The 21,630-nt window shown below is 35.1% G+C and carries 23 protein-coding genes; all 23 read right to left on the bottom strand.

From position 1 onward, the window contains the following. Positions 1 to 3 precede the first annotated feature (3 nt). Positions 4 to 942 (bottom strand): hypothetical protein, encoded by a 939-nt coding sequence (locus AC1RJ8_RS21015; protein ID WP_492955497.1) that lies wholly within the window; start codon positions 940 to 942, stop codon positions 4 to 6. Further along, on the bottom strand, positions 939 to 1,955 hold the full coding sequence (locus AC1RJ8_RS21010) for a glycosyltransferase (RefSeq protein ID WP_493008060.1): 1,017 nt from the start codon (positions 1,953 to 1,955) through the stop codon (positions 939 to 941). Before AC1RJ8_RS21010 ends, AC1RJ8_RS21015 begins: the two co-directional genes overlap by 4 nt. 4 nt (positions 1,956 to 1,959) lie before the next feature. Next, a complete protein-coding gene (locus tag AC1RJ8_RS21005; RefSeq protein ID WP_492955495.1) occupies positions 1,960 to 2,817 on the bottom strand; it encodes an FkbM family methyltransferase in 858 nt (285 codons plus the stop codon). Between the two features lie 5 nt (positions 2,818 to 2,822). After that, entirely contained in the window at positions 2,823 to 3,704 is an 882-nt protein-coding gene (locus AC1RJ8_RS21000; RefSeq protein ID WP_492955494.1) for a glycosyltransferase, read from the bottom strand. Between the two features lie 31 nt (positions 3,705 to 3,735). Then, the gene (locus AC1RJ8_RS20995; RefSeq protein WP_492955493.1) at positions 3,736 to 4,782 is read right to left on the bottom strand and encodes an acyltransferase family protein; all 1,047 of its coding nucleotides are present in this window, start codon (positions 4,780 to 4,782) and stop codon (positions 3,736 to 3,738) included. Next, on the bottom strand, positions 4,783 to 5,733 hold the full coding sequence (locus tag AC1RJ8_RS20990) for an acyltransferase family protein (protein ID WP_492955492.1): 951 nt from the start codon (positions 5,731 to 5,733) through the stop codon (positions 4,783 to 4,785). Beyond that, the gene (locus AC1RJ8_RS20985) at positions 5,730 to 6,935 is read right to left on the bottom strand and encodes a glycosyltransferase family protein (protein WP_492955491.1); all 1,206 of its coding nucleotides are present in this window, start codon (positions 6,933 to 6,935) and stop codon (positions 5,730 to 5,732) included. Before AC1RJ8_RS20985 ends, AC1RJ8_RS20990 begins: the two co-directional genes overlap by 4 nt. Beyond that, positions 6,896 to 7,864 carry a glycosyltransferase family 2 protein gene (locus AC1RJ8_RS20980; protein ID WP_492955490.1) on the bottom strand — a complete coding sequence of 323 codons (969 nt, stop codon included), beginning with the start codon at positions 7,862 to 7,864 and terminating at the stop codon, positions 6,896 to 6,898. The genes AC1RJ8_RS20985 and AC1RJ8_RS20980 overlap by 40 nt, the downstream gene beginning before the upstream one ends. Continuing rightward, positions 7,854 to 8,909 carry a glycosyltransferase family 10 domain-containing protein gene (locus AC1RJ8_RS20975; protein WP_492955489.1) on the bottom strand — a complete coding sequence of 352 codons (1,056 nt, stop codon included), beginning with the start codon at positions 8,907 to 8,909 and terminating at the stop codon, positions 7,854 to 7,856. The genes AC1RJ8_RS20980 and AC1RJ8_RS20975 overlap by 11 nt, the downstream gene beginning before the upstream one ends. Further along, entirely contained in the window at positions 8,893 to 9,645 is a 753-nt protein-coding gene (locus tag AC1RJ8_RS20970; RefSeq protein ID WP_492955488.1) for a glycosyltransferase family 2 protein, read from the bottom strand. The genes AC1RJ8_RS20975 and AC1RJ8_RS20970 overlap by 17 nt, the downstream gene beginning before the upstream one ends. Continuing rightward, complete coding sequence (locus tag AC1RJ8_RS20965; RefSeq protein ID WP_492955487.1) at positions 9,632 to 10,309, bottom strand: class I SAM-dependent methyltransferase; 678 nt, start codon at positions 10,307 to 10,309, stop codon at positions 9,632 to 9,634. Before AC1RJ8_RS20965 ends, AC1RJ8_RS20970 begins: the two co-directional genes overlap by 14 nt. Then, entirely contained in the window at positions 10,309 to 11,190 is an 882-nt protein-coding gene (locus AC1RJ8_RS20960) for a glycosyltransferase family A protein (RefSeq protein WP_492955486.1), read from the bottom strand. The genes AC1RJ8_RS20965 and AC1RJ8_RS20960 overlap by 1 nt, the downstream gene beginning before the upstream one ends. Next, on the bottom strand, positions 11,183 to 12,172 hold the full coding sequence (locus tag AC1RJ8_RS20955) for a glycosyltransferase (RefSeq protein ID WP_492955485.1): 990 nt from the start codon (positions 12,170 to 12,172) through the stop codon (positions 11,183 to 11,185). Before AC1RJ8_RS20955 ends, AC1RJ8_RS20960 begins: the two co-directional genes overlap by 8 nt. Positions 12,173 to 12,201: 29 nt before the next feature. Continuing rightward, entirely contained in the window at positions 12,202 to 13,110 is a 909-nt protein-coding gene (locus tag AC1RJ8_RS20950) for a hypothetical protein (protein WP_492955484.1), read from the bottom strand. 28 nt (positions 13,111 to 13,138) lie between these two features. Then, on the bottom strand, positions 13,139 to 14,017 hold the full coding sequence (locus AC1RJ8_RS20945; protein WP_492955483.1) for an alpha-1,2-fucosyltransferase: 879 nt from the start codon (positions 14,015 to 14,017) through the stop codon (positions 13,139 to 13,141). Between the two features lie 31 nt (positions 14,018 to 14,048). Then, positions 14,049 to 14,807, bottom strand: coding sequence for an FkbM family methyltransferase (locus AC1RJ8_RS20940; protein ID WP_492955482.1), 759 nt, complete (start codon positions 14,805 to 14,807; stop codon positions 14,049 to 14,051). A gap of 1 nt (position 14,808) precedes the next feature. After that, on the bottom strand, positions 14,809 to 15,906 hold the full coding sequence (locus AC1RJ8_RS20935) for a DegT/DnrJ/EryC1/StrS family aminotransferase (RefSeq protein WP_492955481.1): 1,098 nt from the start codon (positions 15,904 to 15,906) through the stop codon (positions 14,809 to 14,811). Beyond that, positions 15,903 to 16,268 (bottom strand): sugar 3,4-ketoisomerase, encoded by a 366-nt coding sequence (locus AC1RJ8_RS20930; protein ID WP_492955480.1) that lies wholly within the window; start codon positions 16,266 to 16,268, stop codon positions 15,903 to 15,905. Before AC1RJ8_RS20930 ends, AC1RJ8_RS20935 begins: the two co-directional genes overlap by 4 nt. Continuing rightward, positions 16,252 to 17,295 (bottom strand): hypothetical protein, encoded by a 1,044-nt coding sequence (locus AC1RJ8_RS20925; RefSeq protein ID WP_492955479.1) that lies wholly within the window; start codon positions 17,293 to 17,295, stop codon positions 16,252 to 16,254. Before AC1RJ8_RS20925 ends, AC1RJ8_RS20930 begins: the two co-directional genes overlap by 17 nt. After that, entirely contained in the window at positions 17,292 to 18,119 is an 828-nt protein-coding gene (locus tag AC1RJ8_RS20920) for a class I SAM-dependent methyltransferase (RefSeq protein WP_492955478.1), read from the bottom strand. The genes AC1RJ8_RS20925 and AC1RJ8_RS20920 overlap by 4 nt, the downstream gene beginning before the upstream one ends. Continuing rightward, positions 18,107 to 19,867, bottom strand: coding sequence for a TIGR04325 family methyltransferase (locus tag AC1RJ8_RS20915; protein WP_492955477.1), 1,761 nt, complete (start codon positions 19,865 to 19,867; stop codon positions 18,107 to 18,109). Before AC1RJ8_RS20915 ends, AC1RJ8_RS20920 begins: the two co-directional genes overlap by 13 nt. Before the next feature lie 8 nt (positions 19,868 to 19,875). Beyond that, positions 19,876 to 21,117, bottom strand: a complete 1,242-nt coding sequence (locus AC1RJ8_RS20910; protein WP_492955476.1) for an ABC transporter ATP-binding protein — start codon at positions 21,115 to 21,117, stop codon at positions 19,876 to 19,878. Positions 21,118 to 21,219: 102 nt separating this feature from the next. Then, positions 21,220 to 21,528 carry a four helix bundle protein gene (locus AC1RJ8_RS20905; RefSeq protein WP_492955475.1) on the bottom strand — a complete coding sequence of 103 codons (309 nt, stop codon included), beginning with the start codon at positions 21,526 to 21,528 and terminating at the stop codon, positions 21,220 to 21,222. Between the last annotated feature and the right edge of the window lie 102 nt (positions 21,529 to 21,630).

Here is a 21,630-nt window from a genome sequence, read left to right as displayed (position 1 = left end):
TAGCTAAAACTTCTCCTTAATTGTTGGATAGATTTTGTAAATAAAATCTTTATGAAAATCATATCCAGTACTATGTACGTAATGCTCGCTGGTAATTGAATTTCCCTTATTGCGCTCCTTTTTGGCAAGATCGTAAGCAATAGGCAATTGTTTATAACCACCTTCATTAGTGGCGTACATTGCAAATAAGGTTTGTTCAATGTGCCATGATTGCAATGATTCGGTCTCGGCTGTAAGAATTTCTTCTATGAAATTAAAAAAAGGCAATTTTTCAAATTGATGGAGAAATAAGCCACAGTTAAACATTTTTAGCATAGGACTTTTAACGTACTTGTTAAGCGTTTCTGGTGAAAAGGAGTATGCATCAACAATATCTTTGTTAAAACAGCCTTTAGCATCTTTTTTCTCTATAATATCTAAAATTTCTTCGGGTTTTTTAAAGAATAGAACGTCAGAATCGAATTGAAGTAAAAATGGCGATTGGTTATCAATAACAGCATCAAATAACCTCAATGCAAATACATATTTTTTTCTTAGTTCTGCTGATTTTACGAGATTGTTCTTCAAGAGGAATTGATCAATCTTATCATTTTGTTCTATTTTTTTGAATATTTTGATGCCTTTAAATTTCTGTTGTAAATATTCAATTTCATTGGCTGTTAAAGTACCATCCTCATGATAATGCAGGTTAAAATTTCTTTCCCAGGCACTGAAGCTATAAATGGCTGCAACTGATTCTAAAAAATGCCGGTGCCCTGATAACATGCAAACTGTAAGTTCGGTTGGTTTTGTTTGTAACTCAATAGGGTTTAACCGCTGAAGCAAACTTTTAAGTTTCTTTTGGTAATATGTTTTTAAAACTTTTTCCGAAATTCTATGGTAATATTGAGGATTGTCAAACCTTAATTCGTAAACAATCTTTTTATATATCTTTTTGATCATATCAGTGACAAGTATCTTTCGGCTATTATTTGCGTATTAAATCTTTCTTCTGCGTAAATTCTACAGGATTTTCGCTTTATCGACTCAACTTTTTCTATTGCGCTTATCATTTCCTCCTTATTATTAACCACGAAGCCATTTATGCCATCGGCTACAATTTCAGGAACGGAGCCTCTGTTAAAGGCAATTACCGGGGTTCCACAGGCCATGGCTTCAACCATAACCATCCCAAAAGGCTCATCCCATTCAATTGGAAAAAGAAGCGCCTTTGACTTCCCCAGGTAGTGGTTTTTTTCATCATCGTTTAAAGGACCGAGGTAAATAATCTGTTTACCATCAAATTTTGGTTCAATAAACTCTTTGTAGTATAAATAATTATCAGGAGTGGTTGGAATATTCCCACCTATATATAACTGGTTACCGGTAGAGAGGCAAATATTAATGGCCGTATGTAAGCCTTTAACTTTATCCATTCTTCCTAAAAACATAAGCGGAGCATCAGCTTTTACCTTTTCTTGTAAGTTGTACTTTTTAAAATCTATCGCATTATAAACGGTTTTCCAGTAACCTGTAATATTTCCTGTTGACACACAATAATTGCTACAAGCCGTAAAAGTTAAATTTTGATGCGGTAGCCGTGTTATTGCACTGATACCTTTTTGGGAAACTGGTCGGCCATAAGTCATTATTTTTTTTACCTTTTTGTTGATTATTGGAATGAGATAGGCTAACCGACCGAAATTATGAATCGCATCAAAATCATTCCGTTTCTGGTAGAGGAAAATCCAGGCTTGAAGAAGTTCTTTAAATTTTTGCCATTTAGAACGATTCAGGTCATTTTTTCCGAAGCTATATGTATTTCCGGATATATTGGAGTTTGGTCCGGCAAGCAGGCTTACTGTATGCCCTTTTTTTGCATATTCTTCTGCAAACATATGCACCAAACGTTCATGTCCGCCATAAAGTGGGGGAGGTACAGGTATTCCAGGATCCATAATCAGTAATATCCTCATATCACTATTCTTTTTGTCCTGGTTTACAAAACCAATGCTCTTCATGATCGATGGCAATTATCTCATAGCTATAAGCTAATGAAAATAAAAAATCTTTGATCATTTTAACCGAATGATTAAAAACGGGAAGAATATCTGGATGGACGCTCAAAAGTAAGTTGGGCTGATGTTTCAATATAAATTCTTTGGCCCCGGTAAGTACATAAAATTCTGCGCCTTCTACATCACACTTAATCAGTACGGTTTGTGTAATTTCTTCCTCTTTAAAAAGAGTATCTATGCTATTGATTGGGATTTCTTTATCGTGAGTGTGATCTAAATTGATGTATTTTGTTGTTCCGGGTTTACCACTAAGTTTTGCCGAAGCAAGTAAAGTATTTGTATCGTGAATAGCCGTTTGGACATCAAATCCTGTTGTCGATTCTGCCGAAACGAAACCATATATTAAGTTTAATCTGTTTCCTTTGGCAAATTGAGCCATATTTTTGGTTGATTGTAAACTTTGCAGATCTGAATCAAATGCGATAACGGTTGCCTGTTCTGAAGCAAAAAGGCAAATGGCAGAAAAATAACCTGTAGAGCAACCTAAATCCAGTATGAGTGCTTTTGGATTTGATTTAACCCAATTGATGAGAAAGGTGGTATGCTCGGGTTCATAATCTTGCCATTGGGTAGAGGTGTAAGCAGGCGGTAAATTGATTGTTATTTGCCTGTTGATTTCGAACTTAACACCATTTGTATAGTGAAGTAAGTTTAAAAATTGGTGATAAGGCTTTCTAAGAAAATCCCAAAACCAATTGTATTTCTCCAAAAGTGGGGCATGCCTAATTTTAAACGCAATTTTTCTTAGGATTTTACTCATTCAAGCTAAATATTGGATAAATTATAATGATAAACTTCGTGAATAATATCAAGCATTCTGCTGGTACTTTTTTCAAGACTTAAATTTTCAATCACGTAATTTCGTGGATGATATTCGTTATTCAATGCCTTAGCATAAAATGATTCAAAGTTATTTTCGAATTCGCTCAGGTTTTGAAATTTGTCGCCACACAAACTATCGAAATATGGTACTGATGAGGCTTCTACAACCTCTTTTTCACCCCATTCTAATCGGTTGGGGTCAAGCCATTTTCCCATATCCCAGGCAAAAATTGGAACATTCATGCACATGGCCTCTTGATATGCTATTCCTTGGCTCTCATGTTCGCACAGAAAGATCATTCCAACGCTTTCAGCAAGTAGTTCTTTATAATCCTTAAGCTGATAGCTGCCATAGGTAATCACCTGATAGTTTATTTGATGTGCGGCTAAATATGCCAAAATTGGATGAAGCAGATTTTTTGTATTCTGCTCCCTATCCCAAAGAAATTTAACATAAATGAGCAAATGGCTTTTAGTAACGTTTGGTTTTGGTTTCCAAAAATCGGTATCGATGCCAACAGGCCAAATTTTGCAACTGTTATTGCCAAAATAACGATTATAGAGTTTCGAAGTCCAGGTAGAGTGCTGTAAATAAGCAACAACCGGATAATCGTTAAAAAGGGTAGGCCATTGCGCAGGATGTGTCATTAAGCCAATACCTGCAATTATTTTATTTGGTTGTTGGTAACCTTTAAACACTTCTTTGCCAGTGCCCAAAACTACAATATAATCAGTTGGTTTAATTTTGTGAAAAGGTAAATTTTTTTTATACCCAATGTTTAATTTTTCAAAACCTTTACACAAGTTGAGAAAGACCAATTCCAAGCTTCCCGTTTTCCGAGGTAGAATATAGTTTCTAATCTTTTTTAAAAAACGGTCTCCAAAGAAAAAACGATCTTTTAAAGGTTCTTTTTTGAAATAAACCAAAATTCGATTTTTTATCACGATGGTAAGGGATTTTTTTTGAACACCTGATGAAGTATCTTTCTATAAATTGATAGTATAGTTTTGCAACAAGTATAGATAGTGAGATTTGAATAATAAAGCAGACAAACGGCGAAATGCCAAGTGCCATTAATGGATTAATTGTTAAACCTGCAACAAGGATATGCGTAAGATAAAGCGAGTAAGAAATTTGACCCAAAAAGAGCCCGATTTTTTGCTTAAACGGTTTAAAAAGTAAAACCGACGCTACTGTTGGGATTGAAATTAAGGTATATCGTATTGCGACCAAAAATGACCATTCAATACACAATACAAATAAAATTGTGATGCCTAGTGTAAAATTAACCAAGCGTTTATACACCATAAACATGATGGCACCAACAATAAAAAAAGTTAAATTTTCAATTATGAAGCTTCTGCCATCACCAAATTTGATGTAGATAATAAAATGGAATAATATTACCAATATAACCAAGGTAATTAATGGTGAGATTTGTTTAAACAAAGGAAACAATAGCCCTAGTAGAATATAAAATTGCATTTCTATGCCCAAGGTCCAAAAAAGTGTATCATACCAATAAGCACCTTTTACAAAAGGAACAAGATAAAACAGGTTGAATATAAAGTTTTTAATACTGAAGTTTTCTAACTGTAAAATAAAGATGCTTAGTATCAGCACAATAAAATATGGAGGATCTATGCGTAGGTTTCTTTTAAACAAAAAGGTAAAAAAGTCCTTTAACCGGTAGTTATTCTTGTAAAGTGAATAGGGAAGTACGAAGCCTGATACTATAAAGAAAACATAAACCCCTAATTGGCCTCCATTTATTAGTTTATCAATAACAGGAAATTGGGTATAGCCACTAAACATTTGTAAATGAACAAGACATACCCCAATTGAGGCAATACCTCTCAACAACTCAATATTCGCTATTCTCTCTTGGCTTTTAACTAACATTTAGCTGTATTTAATTTTACTGCTCAGTTTATGCGATGGTTTTTCAACTAATAAATATAAAATCCAAGCGGCAAAAACTGCTGTAACCATTCCTGCAGCCAGCCTTAAATACTCTGAGTGGCCTAAAACCGGAACATGCCGAAAAATGGCTACACCAACCCGCCCTAAGTGCCAATGAATAAGGTAAAGCGAATAACTGATGGTTCCAAACCAAAGCATGAGCTTACTGCTGTAAGTATTGGTATTAATTTTAATATATAAAATAAAAAGCACCGTAAGCAATGCTACAAGAGCCTCTAGAATACCATTGTTGTAACATGTAAAAATTAACAAAGTAATTGTTGCCGGCCAATATACAGTTGAATCTATATTCAAAACCACCTTTCTAAATAAAAGTATACCCATGGCAAACAGGCTAAACCATGCTGGCAAAAAATGTGGCGACGAAACAAATGATAATGCCAAAATAATACCGATAAATAGGAATGGCCATACATTGGATGGATTAGCGATAACACTAAAACATAAGGCTAATAATAAATAAAATTGAAATTCGATGGCTAAAGTCCAAAATACTGGGGATGCAGCTTCATAACCCAATATGTAATTTAAATAACCCAAATGAGATAGTATGGTTGCCCAATTTGGAATGGGTTGTTTTGCCGCAATCGTTAACAAAATAGAAACGATGATGGTAACAAAATAAGCAGGGTCGATCCGGATGATCCTTTTTAAAATAAATTTAAAAAAGCTTTCAATTTGATATTTCCGCTTATGCATACTATATGGCAGGATAAAGCCGCTGATTACGAAAAAAATTTCTACGCCTAAATAACCCCATTTTCCTGTGTTTGCTGTTTGTGCTGATAAACCGGAACTTCCTGAAAGATGGAAATAGGTAACAGAAATGGCTGCAATCCCTCTGAGTATATCGATGTTTTTTAATCTCAAGGGATTATTGTTTTTCTTTGACGCTGTATAATTTTGGCTATAGCATTTGGAATGGAATGCTCGTTAAGGGCTACCTGTTGAGCATTTTTTCTGAGTTGAAAACGCATATTCACATCTTCTTTTAACCAATTTGCTTTTTCTATTAATTCGCTGGTGTTTTTATAAACCAAAATGTCTTTTCCAACATCGTAAAGCTCTTCCAATCCAGCGGTAAATTCTGTTAAGTAACATGCGCCAAGCATTGGTGCCTCGATATCTCTTAACCTCGAATAAGTATTTGGGTGCCGTAAGGGGAAATTAAAACTAGGGTAGCGGTTTATCCCCAGCGTAATCATACTATCTTGCGTAATGCGGACATAATTTTCAAAATTTATTTTGCCATTAAGATGGCTTTTAAGGTTATTGCTGCTGGAAGGTTTGAAATTTCTTTGCTGCAATTTTCGTATATACGCTTTTAAGCCATATCTGGTTAAGAAACTGTATTGGAAGAGTAGCTTTTGAGCTACCGGATAATGAAGCGGTTGATTCACTGGCTTTTCTTCATTTGGCAACCAGCCTGAGCCATATACTTCAAATGGAAAGTTAGTTTGTGTTAATTCCTCTAAGAGTAATAACCGTTGTACATCATATGAGCCAATAAACGAAAGTTGTCCCGTTTCAGTAGTTGTAATGTTTCTGTGGCTTGGAGCTACCCACATGGGCATGGGTAAATAAATATAATCGAAACCAGCTTTCTTATACATGGCAATAGCGGCATGCTCAGGTACCCAATTAAGATCGAATATGCCAAAAATTGCGGGGACCGCACTAAACTCCCTTACATGGTCGCAAAAGAAATTTACGCAATAAACCCCTAGTTTTTTAATCTCCGAAATGGCTTGCTCATCTATTTGCTGTGGATATAAATAACTTAAGAATATAGCTGGTTTAGTGAGTTTTATTTTATGAAGTGTTTTTTCCCAGCTGGTGGATTTCCACTTGCTTAATTCTTCCTCAGACTGTGGTACAAGCCCCCTGGCCCAATCTACATCCTCACATTCAACCCATTCGTGTGCTCCCTCGGTCAGACCATTTTTGAGATAATATTCCCAAAAACTATACGCTGGTATGGGATGCTGATGTTTTGATTGTAAAAAAGAAAGGAAAATCTTCACGGTTGCTTTTATCTGAAAAACTTTTGCAAATTCAATGCGGTTTTCCACCCCAGATACCTGGCAATTTTTTGAATAACCGGGCCACCTATGCTAGGCACATATTTATTGTTTTTTACTGTAGGTAAGGCCTGTAAAGCTGTTTTATAGATATCGGGATATTTTTGATAGCTATTTACTACAATATCTAAAATTATTTTATAAGTGGCCAATTTTGCGGCCTCAGATGAGTTCACGCTTAATAAATGATCTGTTTTTAGTGTTGCTGATAATAATAAGCTACGCAATTTTTCTTCAGAATCTAATCTTGATAGGGAAGGAAGATATTGTTTGCGATAATAAACAAAAATATCAGGGCAATAAATAATCCCTTTACAGTTTAATATTATTCTTGCAAAAAACTCTCCATCATCATCAGTCGTCAATGTTGTATTCCATCCACCTGCAACGGCAATAAGTGATTTTGGAATTAACCAGGCATGGGTAGCAACCATCGAACCGAATGCTGAATAGCCACCCCAAAGTTTAATTAAAAATTCATCTTTTTCAGTAGTGCTCTCGTAAAAATTGTCTTCGTAAGCACTTGGTCGAAGGTTAGCAATATTGTCTGAATCATAAAAATGTATGGTGCTGCAATTGGCAATATAGCCTGGTTTTTCTAGTAGTACCTGGAGCTGATTTTTCAATTTATGTTCACCAAGAAGGTCATCTGCATCTAAGAACTGGATAAAATTTCCTTTAGAAATCGAGAGCCCTGAATTTCTGGCTGAGGAGGCTCCTTTCCGGTTTTGCGAAATGATATGTATGCGTTCATTTTCAAATTTCATGGCCACTTTTAATGAATCATCAGATGAACCATCATCAACAATAATAATCTCGAGGTTTTGATGAGATTGAGCCAATACCGATTCAATACATGCTGATAGATAGGATGCACCATTATACACAGGGATAATTACCGAAACTAAATCAGATTTCATCAGCTTGATGGCTATTAAAAATTTGAATCCACCTGTCTCGGTTCAATGTGTTGGTTGGTATGGTATTATTATGGAAACAAGGCTGTTTTAAATATTCAATATAGAGCTCCTGGTTATTATCAATTTCAATGATCCGATCAATCAGATCTGAAAAATCGAGATTGTTATATTGTAATTTCATTTTCAGTTCTCTTCCAATTGCTTTCACCTTCCTTGTTAGGCGATGGATAGGACTTTTAAAAAATTGCGGCCTGATATCAACAAAACTTTGCTGCGAAGAACGCTCAAGCATCGAAACCAATTTCCCTTTCTGGAGTTCAATAAAGTCGCCAACATTGATAAAACTTTTCGGATTGAATACTTGGTGAATGTTTTCATCACCGCAATAAACAGGTAAACTATTTAAAAGCATGGCATCATAAAGCTTCTCGGTTTGGTATCCTGGATAAGCATAATTTTCAAAAGCGATTGTAAATTTATATTCGGATAGAAATTGACGTTTTCTTTCCCAAATATTCCCTTTGTACAGTTCATCAATAGAAGCCATATTGTTCATTGATTTGCCCGGAGCATCTATCTTTTTATATTTAGAAAGTTGTTTGTAAAACTGCTCCCGATAGGCTACCGGGTTAGAATACAAAAAATTGCAAAATTTATTTTTCTGTTGGAGGATTAAATCTATGTCATTATCTGTTAACGATTTTAATAAAGATTCGGGTGCCAAACCATGCCATTGAATCCGCTTGTATTTAGGGTTTTTTACTTCATTTTCATCCGGAACACCAAAAGCCCACTCACAATGGCTAAAATCTGGTGTAATATTTTCGCAAAAATAGCCTACCCTGGTATAATTCCCTTTTTGAGGAATATCATTTCCATATGGGCCGAAAATGATAAATTGTGGCTCATCCGATTGCTGAAAATCAAAATGATCATCAAGTTTCTCAATGTCAAAAACCTCTTTTTTGAAAGTTTCAAAATCCAAGCCATTTTGTAGCCTAACTTTTATTGTTTTTTTTAGACCCGGCTCAGCCAAACTTTGCATAAAGAATTTTTAACTTGTATTTAAGCCGTTCAAACAGATAAACCATCAGATTATGATGCTGCCATTTATATTTGTACAAAGCGAAACTGATATATTTGAGGTAGGTTTTTTTATAATCACTTTCGTTGGCCAGGGTTTCGCTTGTTAGATGTGTTACCCGGGCATCCCGGATAAGGGCATTTTTGATTTTATGCTTTTGAAGGGTGAGCCTAAAGTCGTCATCGCAGAACCAAAATTTGAATCGTTCGTCGAATAAACCAGTCGATTTAAAAATTTCTCTTTTTACAAGAAAGCACCATCCGGTGAAAAATATTCCATTTTTGTAGCCATAATTTATAGGTTTTTTTTCTACTTCAGTTTTTTCAGAGTGAAATTTTGGACAAAATAATCCAAAACTTTTTATTGTTGGGTCTACACTAATACTTTCTAAAATAGCTGTGGCCCAAGCTTTATGAAAAATAAGGTCGTTGTTGCAAAAACAGATCAATTCGTTTTGAGTTGATGCGATGCCTATATTTAAATATTTATGGAAACCAAACCCTTGGTTTGGGTAGATTGTTTTGCTCTCTGGATATTGAAATGGTGCCAGTAATTTATTTGATTCGATAACAATGATATTGAATTTGATAAGATCTGGATCTTCACTTGCCAGCAAAGATCCTATAGCCTCGAGCGTTGTGTTTTTCAACGCTTCATTTTTGGCATAGCTTAAAATAATAATGTCAATATTTGTCATTTACCTTTCTGGCTACTGTGGCATATTGCTGAAACTTTGTATCTTCAAATTTATTGTACGTGATTAGGTTCAGTATACTGACAATAAATTTGAACTTTGGTGATAATGATTCATTAATACCTACATGCTGTATTACTTCAAAGCCTAAAGATTGATACATTTTTTTTATGCTTTTTTTGGTGAAAAACCTAAGATGGGTTTTATCCATGATTCCTGAATTTTCATATTGAAATTCGCCAAGATAGAAAAGGCGGTATAAATAAGGTGCATGCCTTATATTTGGTATTGAACTTACAATTACGCCGTTTTCCTTTAAAAAAGCCTTACAATTGATTAATGTAGCTTGCGGTTCGGCTAAATGCTCCAGCACATCATTAAATACAATGCAATCGAAGTGGTTATGTGGTAATTTACTTTCAGCAGTAAACAAGCTATTGTCAAACTGATCTAGTCTTTCAGTTGCTGATTGACTAAACCTTCCGTTAGGCTCAATACCGAAATAGGTACAAGGGATATTTTTTTTAACATAAGCCCCAAAAGAACCATCTCCACAGCCAACTTCTAAGATGTTTGCAGCATCTTTTGGTATAAACTGCAACATTTCTTCTCTTGCATGTTGAAAATAGCTATCTTCCTTAGCTTGATAATCAGTTTTACTGTACATTAATAAAAAGTTTCATCTGCCGTAATTTCCTTTTGGTTAATTACCTGATAAAAATCGTTGTAAATGGCCTGTAAATCCAAATCAGAAGTTTGAATCCTTAAGCTGGCATTTTTGCTTTCTTTTTTTAGCAGCTTACCTGCAAATATCTTCGTTTTACTCCATAAACTAATATCATTGCTATCGCCCTCATACTGGTATAAAAATGCACCAATCTTTCCTTCGTTTTTTAGGATATCTTTAGATGTAAGTGATGTGATGTTGGATGGCGTTCCTACGCCCATTGCCATATAACCAGTATAATAAGTGATATTACATTTTAAATAACTTATCCGCAGTGCGAACTCCCAATCAAGCATTACAAATTGAGTATTGTACAAACCGGTATAGGCTAATGCTGATTTTCTGATCATGAGGTAAACATCGCTGAAACTGAAAGATTTTGTAGATCCATTTTTCCATGCAGAAAATTGTTCAAATCTCGAACTTGGTTCAATTAATGCAGGGTTTGATAAATTAACTGAAAGTGCGTTTGAAATACAAAAGTCGATTTCGGGATGGGCAAGCAATTGATTTTTACATTTTCTGATGGCTTCAAAACAAAAAACATCATCATCAATAATTTTTTTGAGTAAAATTCCCTTTGCCATCATCATTGCCTTATTCCAGCCATGTGCTTGGTTTTTATCCGTTTCGATTAAGAGCTGATGGATCTTTCCTTCCTTCAATAGCGCTTTAAGGTATTCTCCAGTACCGTCAGAGCTGTGGGCATCAACAACTACAATTTCTTCATCCGGTAAACAATTTTGCATCAAATGCGCCAATGTAATTTTAAGATAAGGCAGTCTGTTTTTAGTAGAAATGAGATAAGAGAGATTAATCATTTTGTTTAATAGACAGGATGGTTTTATAAATCCGGTTAGTTTTGAAATTATTTCTTAAAAAATCGACGCCAAGAATGTACCATCCCCTTAGCCTGATTGCTTCTGTATTTCCTTCATCATTTCCAACAATCTTATTAAAATAAACGATGTTGTATTTTATCCATCTGCCAAAGTTTAAAAAGCTTTGTTGTAGCCAATAAAACTTTCCAATTTTTTGACCGTTCATTACAAGCTCGTAAATATGCAGGGGGATATATGCCGCGGTAAAACCATCATGTAATTTTTTGAGATATGCCCAACGGAGTCTTGAGTGGGTTAAAAAATGCTTAAATGTTAATTCATCGGTAAATAATATTTTATGGCCCAATAACCTAACCCTTAAACAGATTTCAGCATCTCCTCCTGAGGATAAGCTAACTCCTTTTCTATCGTTTAAAATAAGTGGTACAGCAGTAAATCGATCGCTTACTATCACACTTTTTCTAAGCGCCATGCCTGCTCCATAAACACTATTTAAATATTGCGTTTGAGGTGCTTGTTTGCCCACTGCATAGCCATGATAAAATTGATCAAACCAGTAAGGTTTCTCTTGCTCAAAAACTGCTGATCCGGTACCACCCAATATGGCTAATTCTGGATCCGATTCAAAATAAGAATAAGCAGTTTCACTGTATGTTTTATCCAACCAATTGTCATCATCACAAAAAATCAGGTAATCATATTTGGCATTTTCAATACCTTTTTTTCTTGCATGGGTGAGTCCGGGATTTGGCTCATGAAAAAAAAAAGCTTCAAATGGTTGGTTTAACCTACCCCAAATTTCTTGGGCACAGATTAAGGTCTTATCAGTCGAATTATTATCCACTATAATGAGCTCTATCCCCTGAACATTTGCCGTTATCTGGCCAGCAAGATGTGCTAAGGTTTGCTGTAGCCTATCAACACTGTTATAACAACAGACGATGATTGATATTCCTTTCATTTAATTAACCGGGTATTTCATTGCAAATGTTAGTTTTTTGCAAGTTTTGATAACTTTTGCTTTATATAGCGCATGATGCTGAACGGCATATTTACACCTAGTGCTACAACTAAACTTCCCAATTGAACAGGAATATTCCACTTGTGTAATTTGAGTAGTGTATTTTGGGCAATATATAATGGCGAATACATATTTTCTCCTCCAAAATGAAAGAGTATCGGTTTGATAGGATGTTCTTTTGTTTTCAACGCAGCTGCAGAATTGTAATTAAAAGTCATAATACCCTTAAGTACATTAAATTTTTTAGGCGGTTTTTCAGTAGAGAAACCGGCTACAAATTGCCCATCATCATCAATAGGCAGCTGCTGGTTGGAAATCATTCCGATTGAAACCATGTCTTCTTCATTTTTCCAATTGTTATGGATTCTACCAAATCCATATTCATCATAACGTTCAGAAATCTTTCTGGCTTTATTAAAGATTTTAGTAGTTAGGTCTGTTTTTTTAAGAAAATACAGACCACCGTTAAACAGAATAGAATGGTCGATGCTAAACTCTTTTCTGGCAAAATCAGCCTGATCTCCCCAATAATCCTCAATGGGATGAAGTTTTCCGAGCACGGTCACATCCATTTCTTTACAAGCATCAAAAATCGGGGTCAAATCTCCAAAACAAAGCATGTCCGAATCAATGTATAAAGTTTCGTCGGTTTGTAAAAAAGTATCAAGGTAAAGTTTGGTCTCAATAAATAGTTTGGCAATGTGCTCTTCTACCTCAATAAAATGAATGCCTCTATATTTTTTTTGCGGGATAATATTTGTTGCAATAAAAATAGGCAGCTCAGGGTTATGCAGTTGAATGGAGGCTGCACAACTTAAAGCAAAGTTTAAATATTTCTTAGTATTTGTACCAACTAGTATTACGGATCGGCTTGCCATTATCTAAATTTACTTTTCTATCATAACTTTAATCAGCATCCATTAGGGTCCAGTTTGATGGATAAATTTCTGGAGGTACTGTTTTTTGAATGTGGAAACCTAAAAAGTATTTCGGGCAATAAACCATTTTGTTGGGGTTTGCGTTTAACCAAGCCGCCCACCAACTAAACGTACTGTTCGAAATAACACATATATCGGCATTTAACATATGTTGAAAATCGGTAATTTCATTAGCCTGCGAGATATATTTGTTTTTTACATAACTAAATTCTTCTGCTACGAATTTTGGATCATCGCTGATAAAAACAAACAGTAAGTTGTTTTTATCAAGTTTAGAAATGATGTTATGATAATAATCTCTGGGAAGTGAAAGATCTGGTTTTCCTAAGTTTAATTGCTCGAGTTGTGTATAATCCGTTCTCCTGATGTGAAATGTTGCTATTTTCTTGCCACTAAAAATAGATTTATAAGTTCGTTCATATGTTTTTTGTACCGTTGTTCTAATGGTAAACAGTTTTCTGATCTCTTGTTGATATTCCTGAAAGTAAATTTCTGATTGAAAGTAACCATTATATTGAATATCGTTTTCTAAATTTTCTAATACTTTATATGGATAAATATCGAATCCAAAACGTACTTCTTGCTGTAAAGAAACAGGTTTCAATGCTTTTGAAAAAAATCGTTTAAGGTGAATACTGAAAATGCTATTAAAACCGGTTATGCTAAAGATATAACGGCTTAGTAAGTTGGTTAAAGAGGGCTCAAGTGTGAAATAGGAGGGAATTAAGAATTTTTCTTGACTAAGATCAATGAAGTATTCAGTTTTTAGTTTTTTGGCCGTGCTATAAGCAAAAGCGTATTGAAAAAGTTGATTTCCGAGTCTTCCCTGTAATAAAACGCCTATCAAATTTTTGAACTTTTATATGTCGATAGTATTATTAACGCCATTGCTGATATTGCCTTAAGAAACCATCCTTTTTAACGAAAACAACATCACACTGCGCAAGAGCTCCATCATATGGCCTGCGCGAGAACCCTGCGAAATCGTAAATAACATAATTTTTTTTACTCATAAAATCAATCACTTCGTCGAAAATTGGCATACCTTCAAATTTGAAAAGCGCTACTTCCAGTATAAATACATCTGTTTTTCCAAACAAGTTTGATGCGCCTTTAAGTGCTTCAATTTCAAAGCCCTGTACATCTAACTTTACCAAATTTGGTATATCAAGCTTATGGGTATTGATTAATGAATTTATTGTTTTAACCTCAACTTCCCTTTTTTCTGAGGCATAATCAAAGACTTCAGCTTGCAAGGGAATGAAAGAGCTTCCTGCCATATCCGCCCAAATGGTTAGTGTAAGCTTTTTATTCTCGCTGCCACAACCACACAAAAAATACCTTGATCCTTCATTTTCAGTACAGAAATCTTTTAAGTATTTTTCCATTTCTTGCTGCGGTTCTATTAAGATAAATTTCGAATGTTTAAAAAGCTGTTGTGTGGCTTTACTCCATTCGGCATTGTTAGCACCTACATCGAAAATGGTATCTGCCCTAAAGCCCCTACTAATTAAATCTTCCATTACCGAACGAAAACTGCTGTGTGGTGGCTTACTGGCAGAACCAGCAATAAATGGCCTTTTATTAATTAAGTCGTAGCCTAATTTATTTAGGAACGTTTTAATTATCCGTTTCACGCTAAGAGATGTTAAAGGCATTTATTTTATCAGAAATTTGAATTACATTTTCTTTTGTTAGCGAATTCGAGATCGGTAAACTTAAGGTGGTTTGATGTATCAACTCTGAAATAGGAAACGATAAACCTTTGAAAAATTTTTGATAACCTTTTTGATGGTGCGGTGCTACAGGATAATGAATTTCAGTTTTAATCCCATTTTTAAATAAAAATAACTTCAGCTCGTCTCTCTGTTTAAGACGTAGGTTAAAAATGTGGTGAACATCATAAAAACCTTCCTGCCTTACCGGCAATGTTAATTGTTTATTACTTATGGAACTGAAGTAGGCATTGGCCAGTTCTTTTTTATGCTGATTTGATTGATCTAAATCTTTAAGTTTAATTCTTAAAAAAGCTGCTTGTAGTTCATCTAATCTGCTATTAACACCAACATAATCATTATAATATTTTTGGTGGGAGCCGTAATTCCTGAGTGCTTTTAATGTTAAAGCCAAATCCTCATCATCCGTAACGATTGCTCCAGCATCTCCCAATGCACCAAGATTTTTTGTTGGGTAAAAGCTAAAAGCGCCAAATTTGCCCCAGGTACCCACTTTTTTTTGGTTAATGTGCGCTCCGTGTGCCTGTGCACAATCTTCGATAACAGGGATTTGATAGTGGTTGGCAATTTCCATTATCTTTTCCATTTCACAAGATTTTCCATACAGATGCACTACCATTAGTGCTCTGGTATTTTTGGTAATATATTGTGGAAGTAAATCGGGGTTAATATTGTAAGTTTCTATTCTGGGCTCTACCAATACAGGTTTTAAACCAGCGTTAATGATGCTTAAAATCGTAGCTATATAGGTATTGGAAGGTACAATAACCTCTGCGTTTTTTGGAAGATTTAATGCTATTAACGACAGGTAAAGCGCGTCTAAACCTGATGCAAGCCCGATACAGTATCTGCTGCCGCAATAGGAGGCAAATTCATCTTCGAAGAGGCTTACCTGCTCGCCCAGTACATACCATCCTTTGTTTAAGAAATTATTAAAAACAGCAGCAAATTTCTCCTGATAAGGTTTATTTACCAATGCAAGGTTTTCGTATTCAATCATAAATAAGGTTCGTAAATGTAATCAGATGCGTCGAAATACTCAGAAGCGAGCACCATCAATATTGCATCTTCGCTAAACTGATCCATTTTATGCCAATCTTCTTCTTTAATAATTAAGCATTTATCAGGCGCATCTAATGTAAAGTATTCACTCACATTACCGTTGTTGTTAAAAATCCGGCAACTTCCTTGGATGCAAATAGCAGCCTGTATAGTTTTATAATGTCGATGTCCGCCCCTTATTGATTTATCAACACCATAAATATAAAAGATCCGCCTGATATCAAAAGGTATATTTTTTTCAATTACAGTGAGGTTTCCCCGCTCATCGGTAAATGTTTTTAAATCAATTAAATAGGCCATTTTTCTTTTTTAAAAGATATCTGTAAACCCGCTTGATATAAGTTAGGTTAAAAAAGATCACCATTTGAAGGATATATATTGCACCCAATTCTCTTTGCCACATAGTAGAAAGCAGGGAGCTGGATTGGGTAGGGGAATTGTACCGGATAACTTGATTGTCGCTCACGGTTTTAATAAATTTGCTGTTCTTTTTCAGGTCTAAAATATAAGTGCGATAAAGCTTTCTAACTTCCCTGTTAACTTTTGCCGGCCCGTATAAATTAATACCGTGCGCAATAAAATGATCATATATCCTTAAATGATGAAAATGATAATAAATTAGGGGCTGGCCATTTACCAATAATTTTCCTTGTTTTAAGTGTAAAGGGGTTTCGTTTATATTCCAGGGTGCTCTTCCAGCGGTTTTTAAATCAATATCGCAAACGTTTTTAAAATCTATTTTCCATCTGTCCAAATATTTCTGGTCGGCAAAATAACCGGTAACAGGATCAAGAACATCTTTACACCATGTTAAACACTTTTTCATCCAATCTTGGAGCAAGATTTTGGCATCTGTTGTGTTTGGAAAAGACTGGAAACTAACATTGTACCGGCCATAGTTTTCTAAAAATAGAAGGTTAGAAGAAAAATCGTGCGGTGTGATGAGTATGTCGTCTTTTTGAAAGTGGGTTAAAATTACCGATGGATTAGAAAAAAAGTAAATATCAGCATCAAGTGTTGTTATTCTTTCGCAATCTGGATAGGTTTCTAATATATAAAATGGTAAAACTGGGCTTAAAGTAAAATAGTATTCGACCTTATTCCTGTTGTTTTTAGCGATTAATAAATCGGGATATTTTTTTTCTATTTCAGGCAATGAAATAACAACAAGCTGAGGGTTATTTTGGTTGTAAAAATAGCTTGCGGTTTCTTCATCTAATGCTAAAATGTAAAGCTGATAGTCCTGCTTCAAAACCCGGGTTAACGAATCAATTAAACATAAGCCCCTACTTAAGTAATTGATATCGAAAAGAGTGGCAAAGTTCATGGTTTTTTAATAGCTTCAATAAATAAAGAATCCGGTTTTCGAACTTCACCGTCTTTCCCATCCAGTTCATAACCTACCCAATTGGGAATATTGCTGGTAAAGGCGTTGGTTACGGTTACATTTGAGAATCCTAAAGTTTTAAGTAAATGACTTAAAGAATAGCGGTCGTACATCCATTGGTGTATTTCGCCTCCTAATCTGAAACGGCCAATTTGTAGTGCTGTTTGATCCTGGGCTTTCATTTTGAATGGATTTAATCTTCGTACCACTGCTTTTCCCAAATCGATCAGTGATCTTCTTTTTTTTGGTGATGCTGTAGTTACACCGTTAACAACGTAATTTCTTAAAGCTTTCCCCTCTTCGCCAATGCGTTGGAAAACAAATGTTTCATTTATGATCTCATCCTGAAAGAGATAATTAGCCATGTTGCCGCCACCGTAATTTCTAACGGTTTGATCGTACATCTCCAATAACATCCATTCGTAGTTGGCCCTGGTTTGTTCATTTTGCTCATCTTGCAGCCCGCTATCCAAAAATTTAAGGTAGTTTCTTGCAATTTGCTCCAGATCGGGAACCGCAATTCTGATAATACCATTTGGCGCTAAAACCCGGTAACATTCGGCTAGAAATTTAAAACCATCAGGCCTGGTGAAGTGTTCAAGGACATGAGAATGGTAAACAACCTCAAATGATTCATCTGGCATTGGAATTCCTTTTAGTAAATTATGCGGAATCACATGTTTATCCGTACTGATAAAGTCCAGATTGGTCCATATTTCGTCGGGCGAAAAATGATTTCCGCATCCTAGATTTAGATATGCCATTTTTTAAGTATAAATCCTTCCCAAATTAATTTTTTATTTTCAAGCATTGATGGTGGCATGAAACCATTGTCGAAAGCACCCAAAAAATCATATGTTTTTTCGAAGTGTGCCAATAATTTTTCTTTATTAAAGAACCAGCAGGGATAGCTTGCTTCATGAATTTCTGCTGGTACCTGTTGAAGACAGATCATATCTTCGTAATCTATAACGATGGCTGTGCGATCGAAAATAATGAAAGGTATTTGATAAGAAATAAATTTATCAACCCATTCGTAAGGGTTTTCCAGGTATTGTAAAACACTACTTAATATTAAAACATTGGGTTTTTGTTCTTTTAAGCAATCTTCTATGTTTGAATAAAATTTTAAATCTTCATTTTCAAAAAAATGTTTTCCCGCTTCAACAAAATGAGGTTGTTCAACAATGCACCAAATTATCTTTTTTACATCTTGAAGGAATTTTTTGTTCTGATAATAGGTTGATCCTAAAGAGCCACCAAAATCAATGATGCAAAGCTCATTGTTATTGGCAAGTGCAGCTTTTTGTAAACCTGCCAAAAGCCCCCAACTGTATTGAATTTCGTCAAAAATAACAGAATCCCGTTCGTATACTGCTTCGCCATCACGGACCTTTAAGAGCGCATTTTTGCATTTTTCTAAAATATTTTGTGCATCATATCCTGTTGATGCTTTTTTTGCTTCTTCCCAGCTCGGGTAGGGTGTAAACCATGCAAATTCGGTAGTTTTTTTAAGTTTCCTAATCATTTTAACTAAATGCTTAGGAACAACTTGTTTGAGTATTTTTCGGGTAGATTTTTTAAAGTCGTTTTGGTAATGCTTATAAAGCTTAACAAAATATGCCCTATTTATTTTTACTGGCAATTTATTGCCATAAAAATCACCTTTACCACTATACCCCAACCTCATTGCTTTTAAAACCTGAGGATCTATTTTTACCTCCTGTTTTATCAAGTCTATTTTATTTTGCAATAGCGGAGGTAATACATTAAAGGTAGAATGGGTTGCATCATTTAAATAGAGGTGTTGGGAGATAGATTCGTTTGGATACAGCGTTAACCAATCATTTAACACACAAGTTGCTGTCCATTGAACATCCCATGCAGAAACCGCATTATTTATTTGTGCGATTAATAATCCCTCCATATCAAAAGCACCGTTACTGTTGAATTTTTTTATCAGTTTTTTGCTTTTTAGTTCATCCAATAATTTTTGCCCATTATATTCATAGGCACTCCATCTATAACCCCAGGTAGCCCAACCTAAACAATCTGGATATGGTAAAAAGAATGATTTTGGATATTTAGCACCATTGGCAAAAAAATTACATGCCCCGATTGATGAAACTTTTGGATGATTCTCATATAGATTTAAAGCATCATTCATGAAATCTAAAAAGAATGACGAAATGATTAAGTCGTCTTCTAAAACGATAATTTTACCGTGTTTATTGATTACTTCAGTTACGCCTTTAATAATTGAGGGTGCGCAACCCAGATTCGTTTCAGCTTCTACGACATGGGTTTCTTTACACCAATTTTTACTTTTTACAAATTCTCTTACAGCGTTAATCTTCTTAATCTCGGTTGAATCAGCATTTTTCTTGGCACCGTCGCAATAAATATATAAAATTGAGTGTTTAGCAAGCTGGTTTGCCATCAAAGAATCGAGCAAACGTTCGGTGTTTAATACACGGTTATAAACAAATAATATGATTGGGGCCAGCGACATAAAGTTAATTATTTTAAAAACGATGGTGCAACAATAGATCCATGCTGGGGATAGAACGGAATTGTTCTATTGATCATTGGCGCCTCAAATATTTCAAATCCCAATTCGTTAGATACCCAATCAAATACCTCATGTTCGCCAGCGCCTAGCCAAGCCTCCAGACCGTACTGATCGGGAATTAAGTTGCTTAGTTGCATCTGGCATTGGTATGTTTTCGGTTGACCGCCGTAAAAAATAAATTGCTCTAAAGATGGGTATGCATGTAAAATGATGGCTCCAAGACTATTTTTAATGCTGAAGTTTACAAATGCCGGTGGGAAATCTATTTGGCTATCAATGGTAAATTTAATGTGTAAGGTTAGGTTTGGTTGTTCACCTTCCAGTTCAATTTCTATTCTTGAAAAAGAAGGATTATAAGGTTTTTCCTTCCTGACCCATAAACTGCTTAAATATTGGACCTGATTTTTCTGATAATATTCTACAGCCTTGTTTATAACAGAAACATTGGCCATTACACCTTTTTCGAGTACAATTCCCTTAGTACATAATTCAAGGATAGCATGCATATTATGGCTTACAAACAATACCGTTCTTCCTTCACCCTTGCTCACTTCTCCCATTTTGCCTAAACACTTCTTTTGAAATTCTGCGTCACCAACAGCAAGTACTTCATCTACGATTAATATTTCACTTTCTAAATGTGCGGCAACGGCAAAGGCCAAGCGAACATACATGCCAGAGCTGTATCTTTTTACTGGTGTATCTAAATAACGTTCTATACCTGCAAAATCTACAATCTCTTCTAGCTTACGTTGAATTTCTTTTTTACGCATGCCTAAAATAGCGCCATTGAGAAATATATTTTCACGACCACTAAGTTCCGGATGGAAACCTGTTCCAACTTCAAGCAGACTTGCTATTCTTCCTTTGCCCGATATTTTACCGGTAGTAGGAGCGGTTACTTTACTCAATATTTTGAGCAACGTGCTTTTGCCGGCCCCATTTCTACCAATAATACCTACAGCATCACCTTGTTCAATTTCGAAATTAATATCTTTTAAGCTCCATACAACATCGCTTTCACTTTTGGTATTTTGGTCATTACTTTCCCCGATCCGCAAAAATGGATCTTCTTTACCGCGGATGCGTGCATACCAGCGCTCCAGATCACGGCTAATTGTACCAGTGCCAATCTGACCCAGTTGATATGCTTTACTTAAATCTTCTACTTTTATAGCGATATTTGACAAGGAAGTTAGTGTTTAGAGGTTAATATGGTGAAACTTATATTTCTCAAGTTTTTGCATTGATCTGCGAATTTCTAAGTCCGGTCAGCTTAATCTTTATGTTTACTATTTTAGATCGACACAATAAATACCTTCATTGGATATATAATCAAAATCCATTGCTGCAATTAGGTAATTTAGTGTTTCGAGTGTAGTGGTATAAGCCATATTGGTATAATGCGCTTTGTCTTTCACTGTGATTTTTCCTGATCCTTCGGCTAAGCATGCCCCAATACTACTAACCGATCTTTTAATCTGGCTCGTTAAGCCAAAGGTTTCTTCCTTTGGGAACTTTAGTATTAGTTGATAAATGTCTTTTCTAAATGATCTGGATAGTTGCCAGACTTCTAATTTTTTAAACGAGTAAGTATGCATATCCTTTTTTATAAATGAAATAAACAAGGGATTATTGCTATGAATATAAAAGTTTTGTTAAAACTCAACTTTAATCCGTAAACGTTGCATACTAAACCCAAA

The sequence above is a fragment of the Pedobacter sp. GW822-FHT03F06 genome, from assembly GCF_058801365.1.
This window is presented reverse-complemented; position numbering and strand designations above follow the sequence as displayed.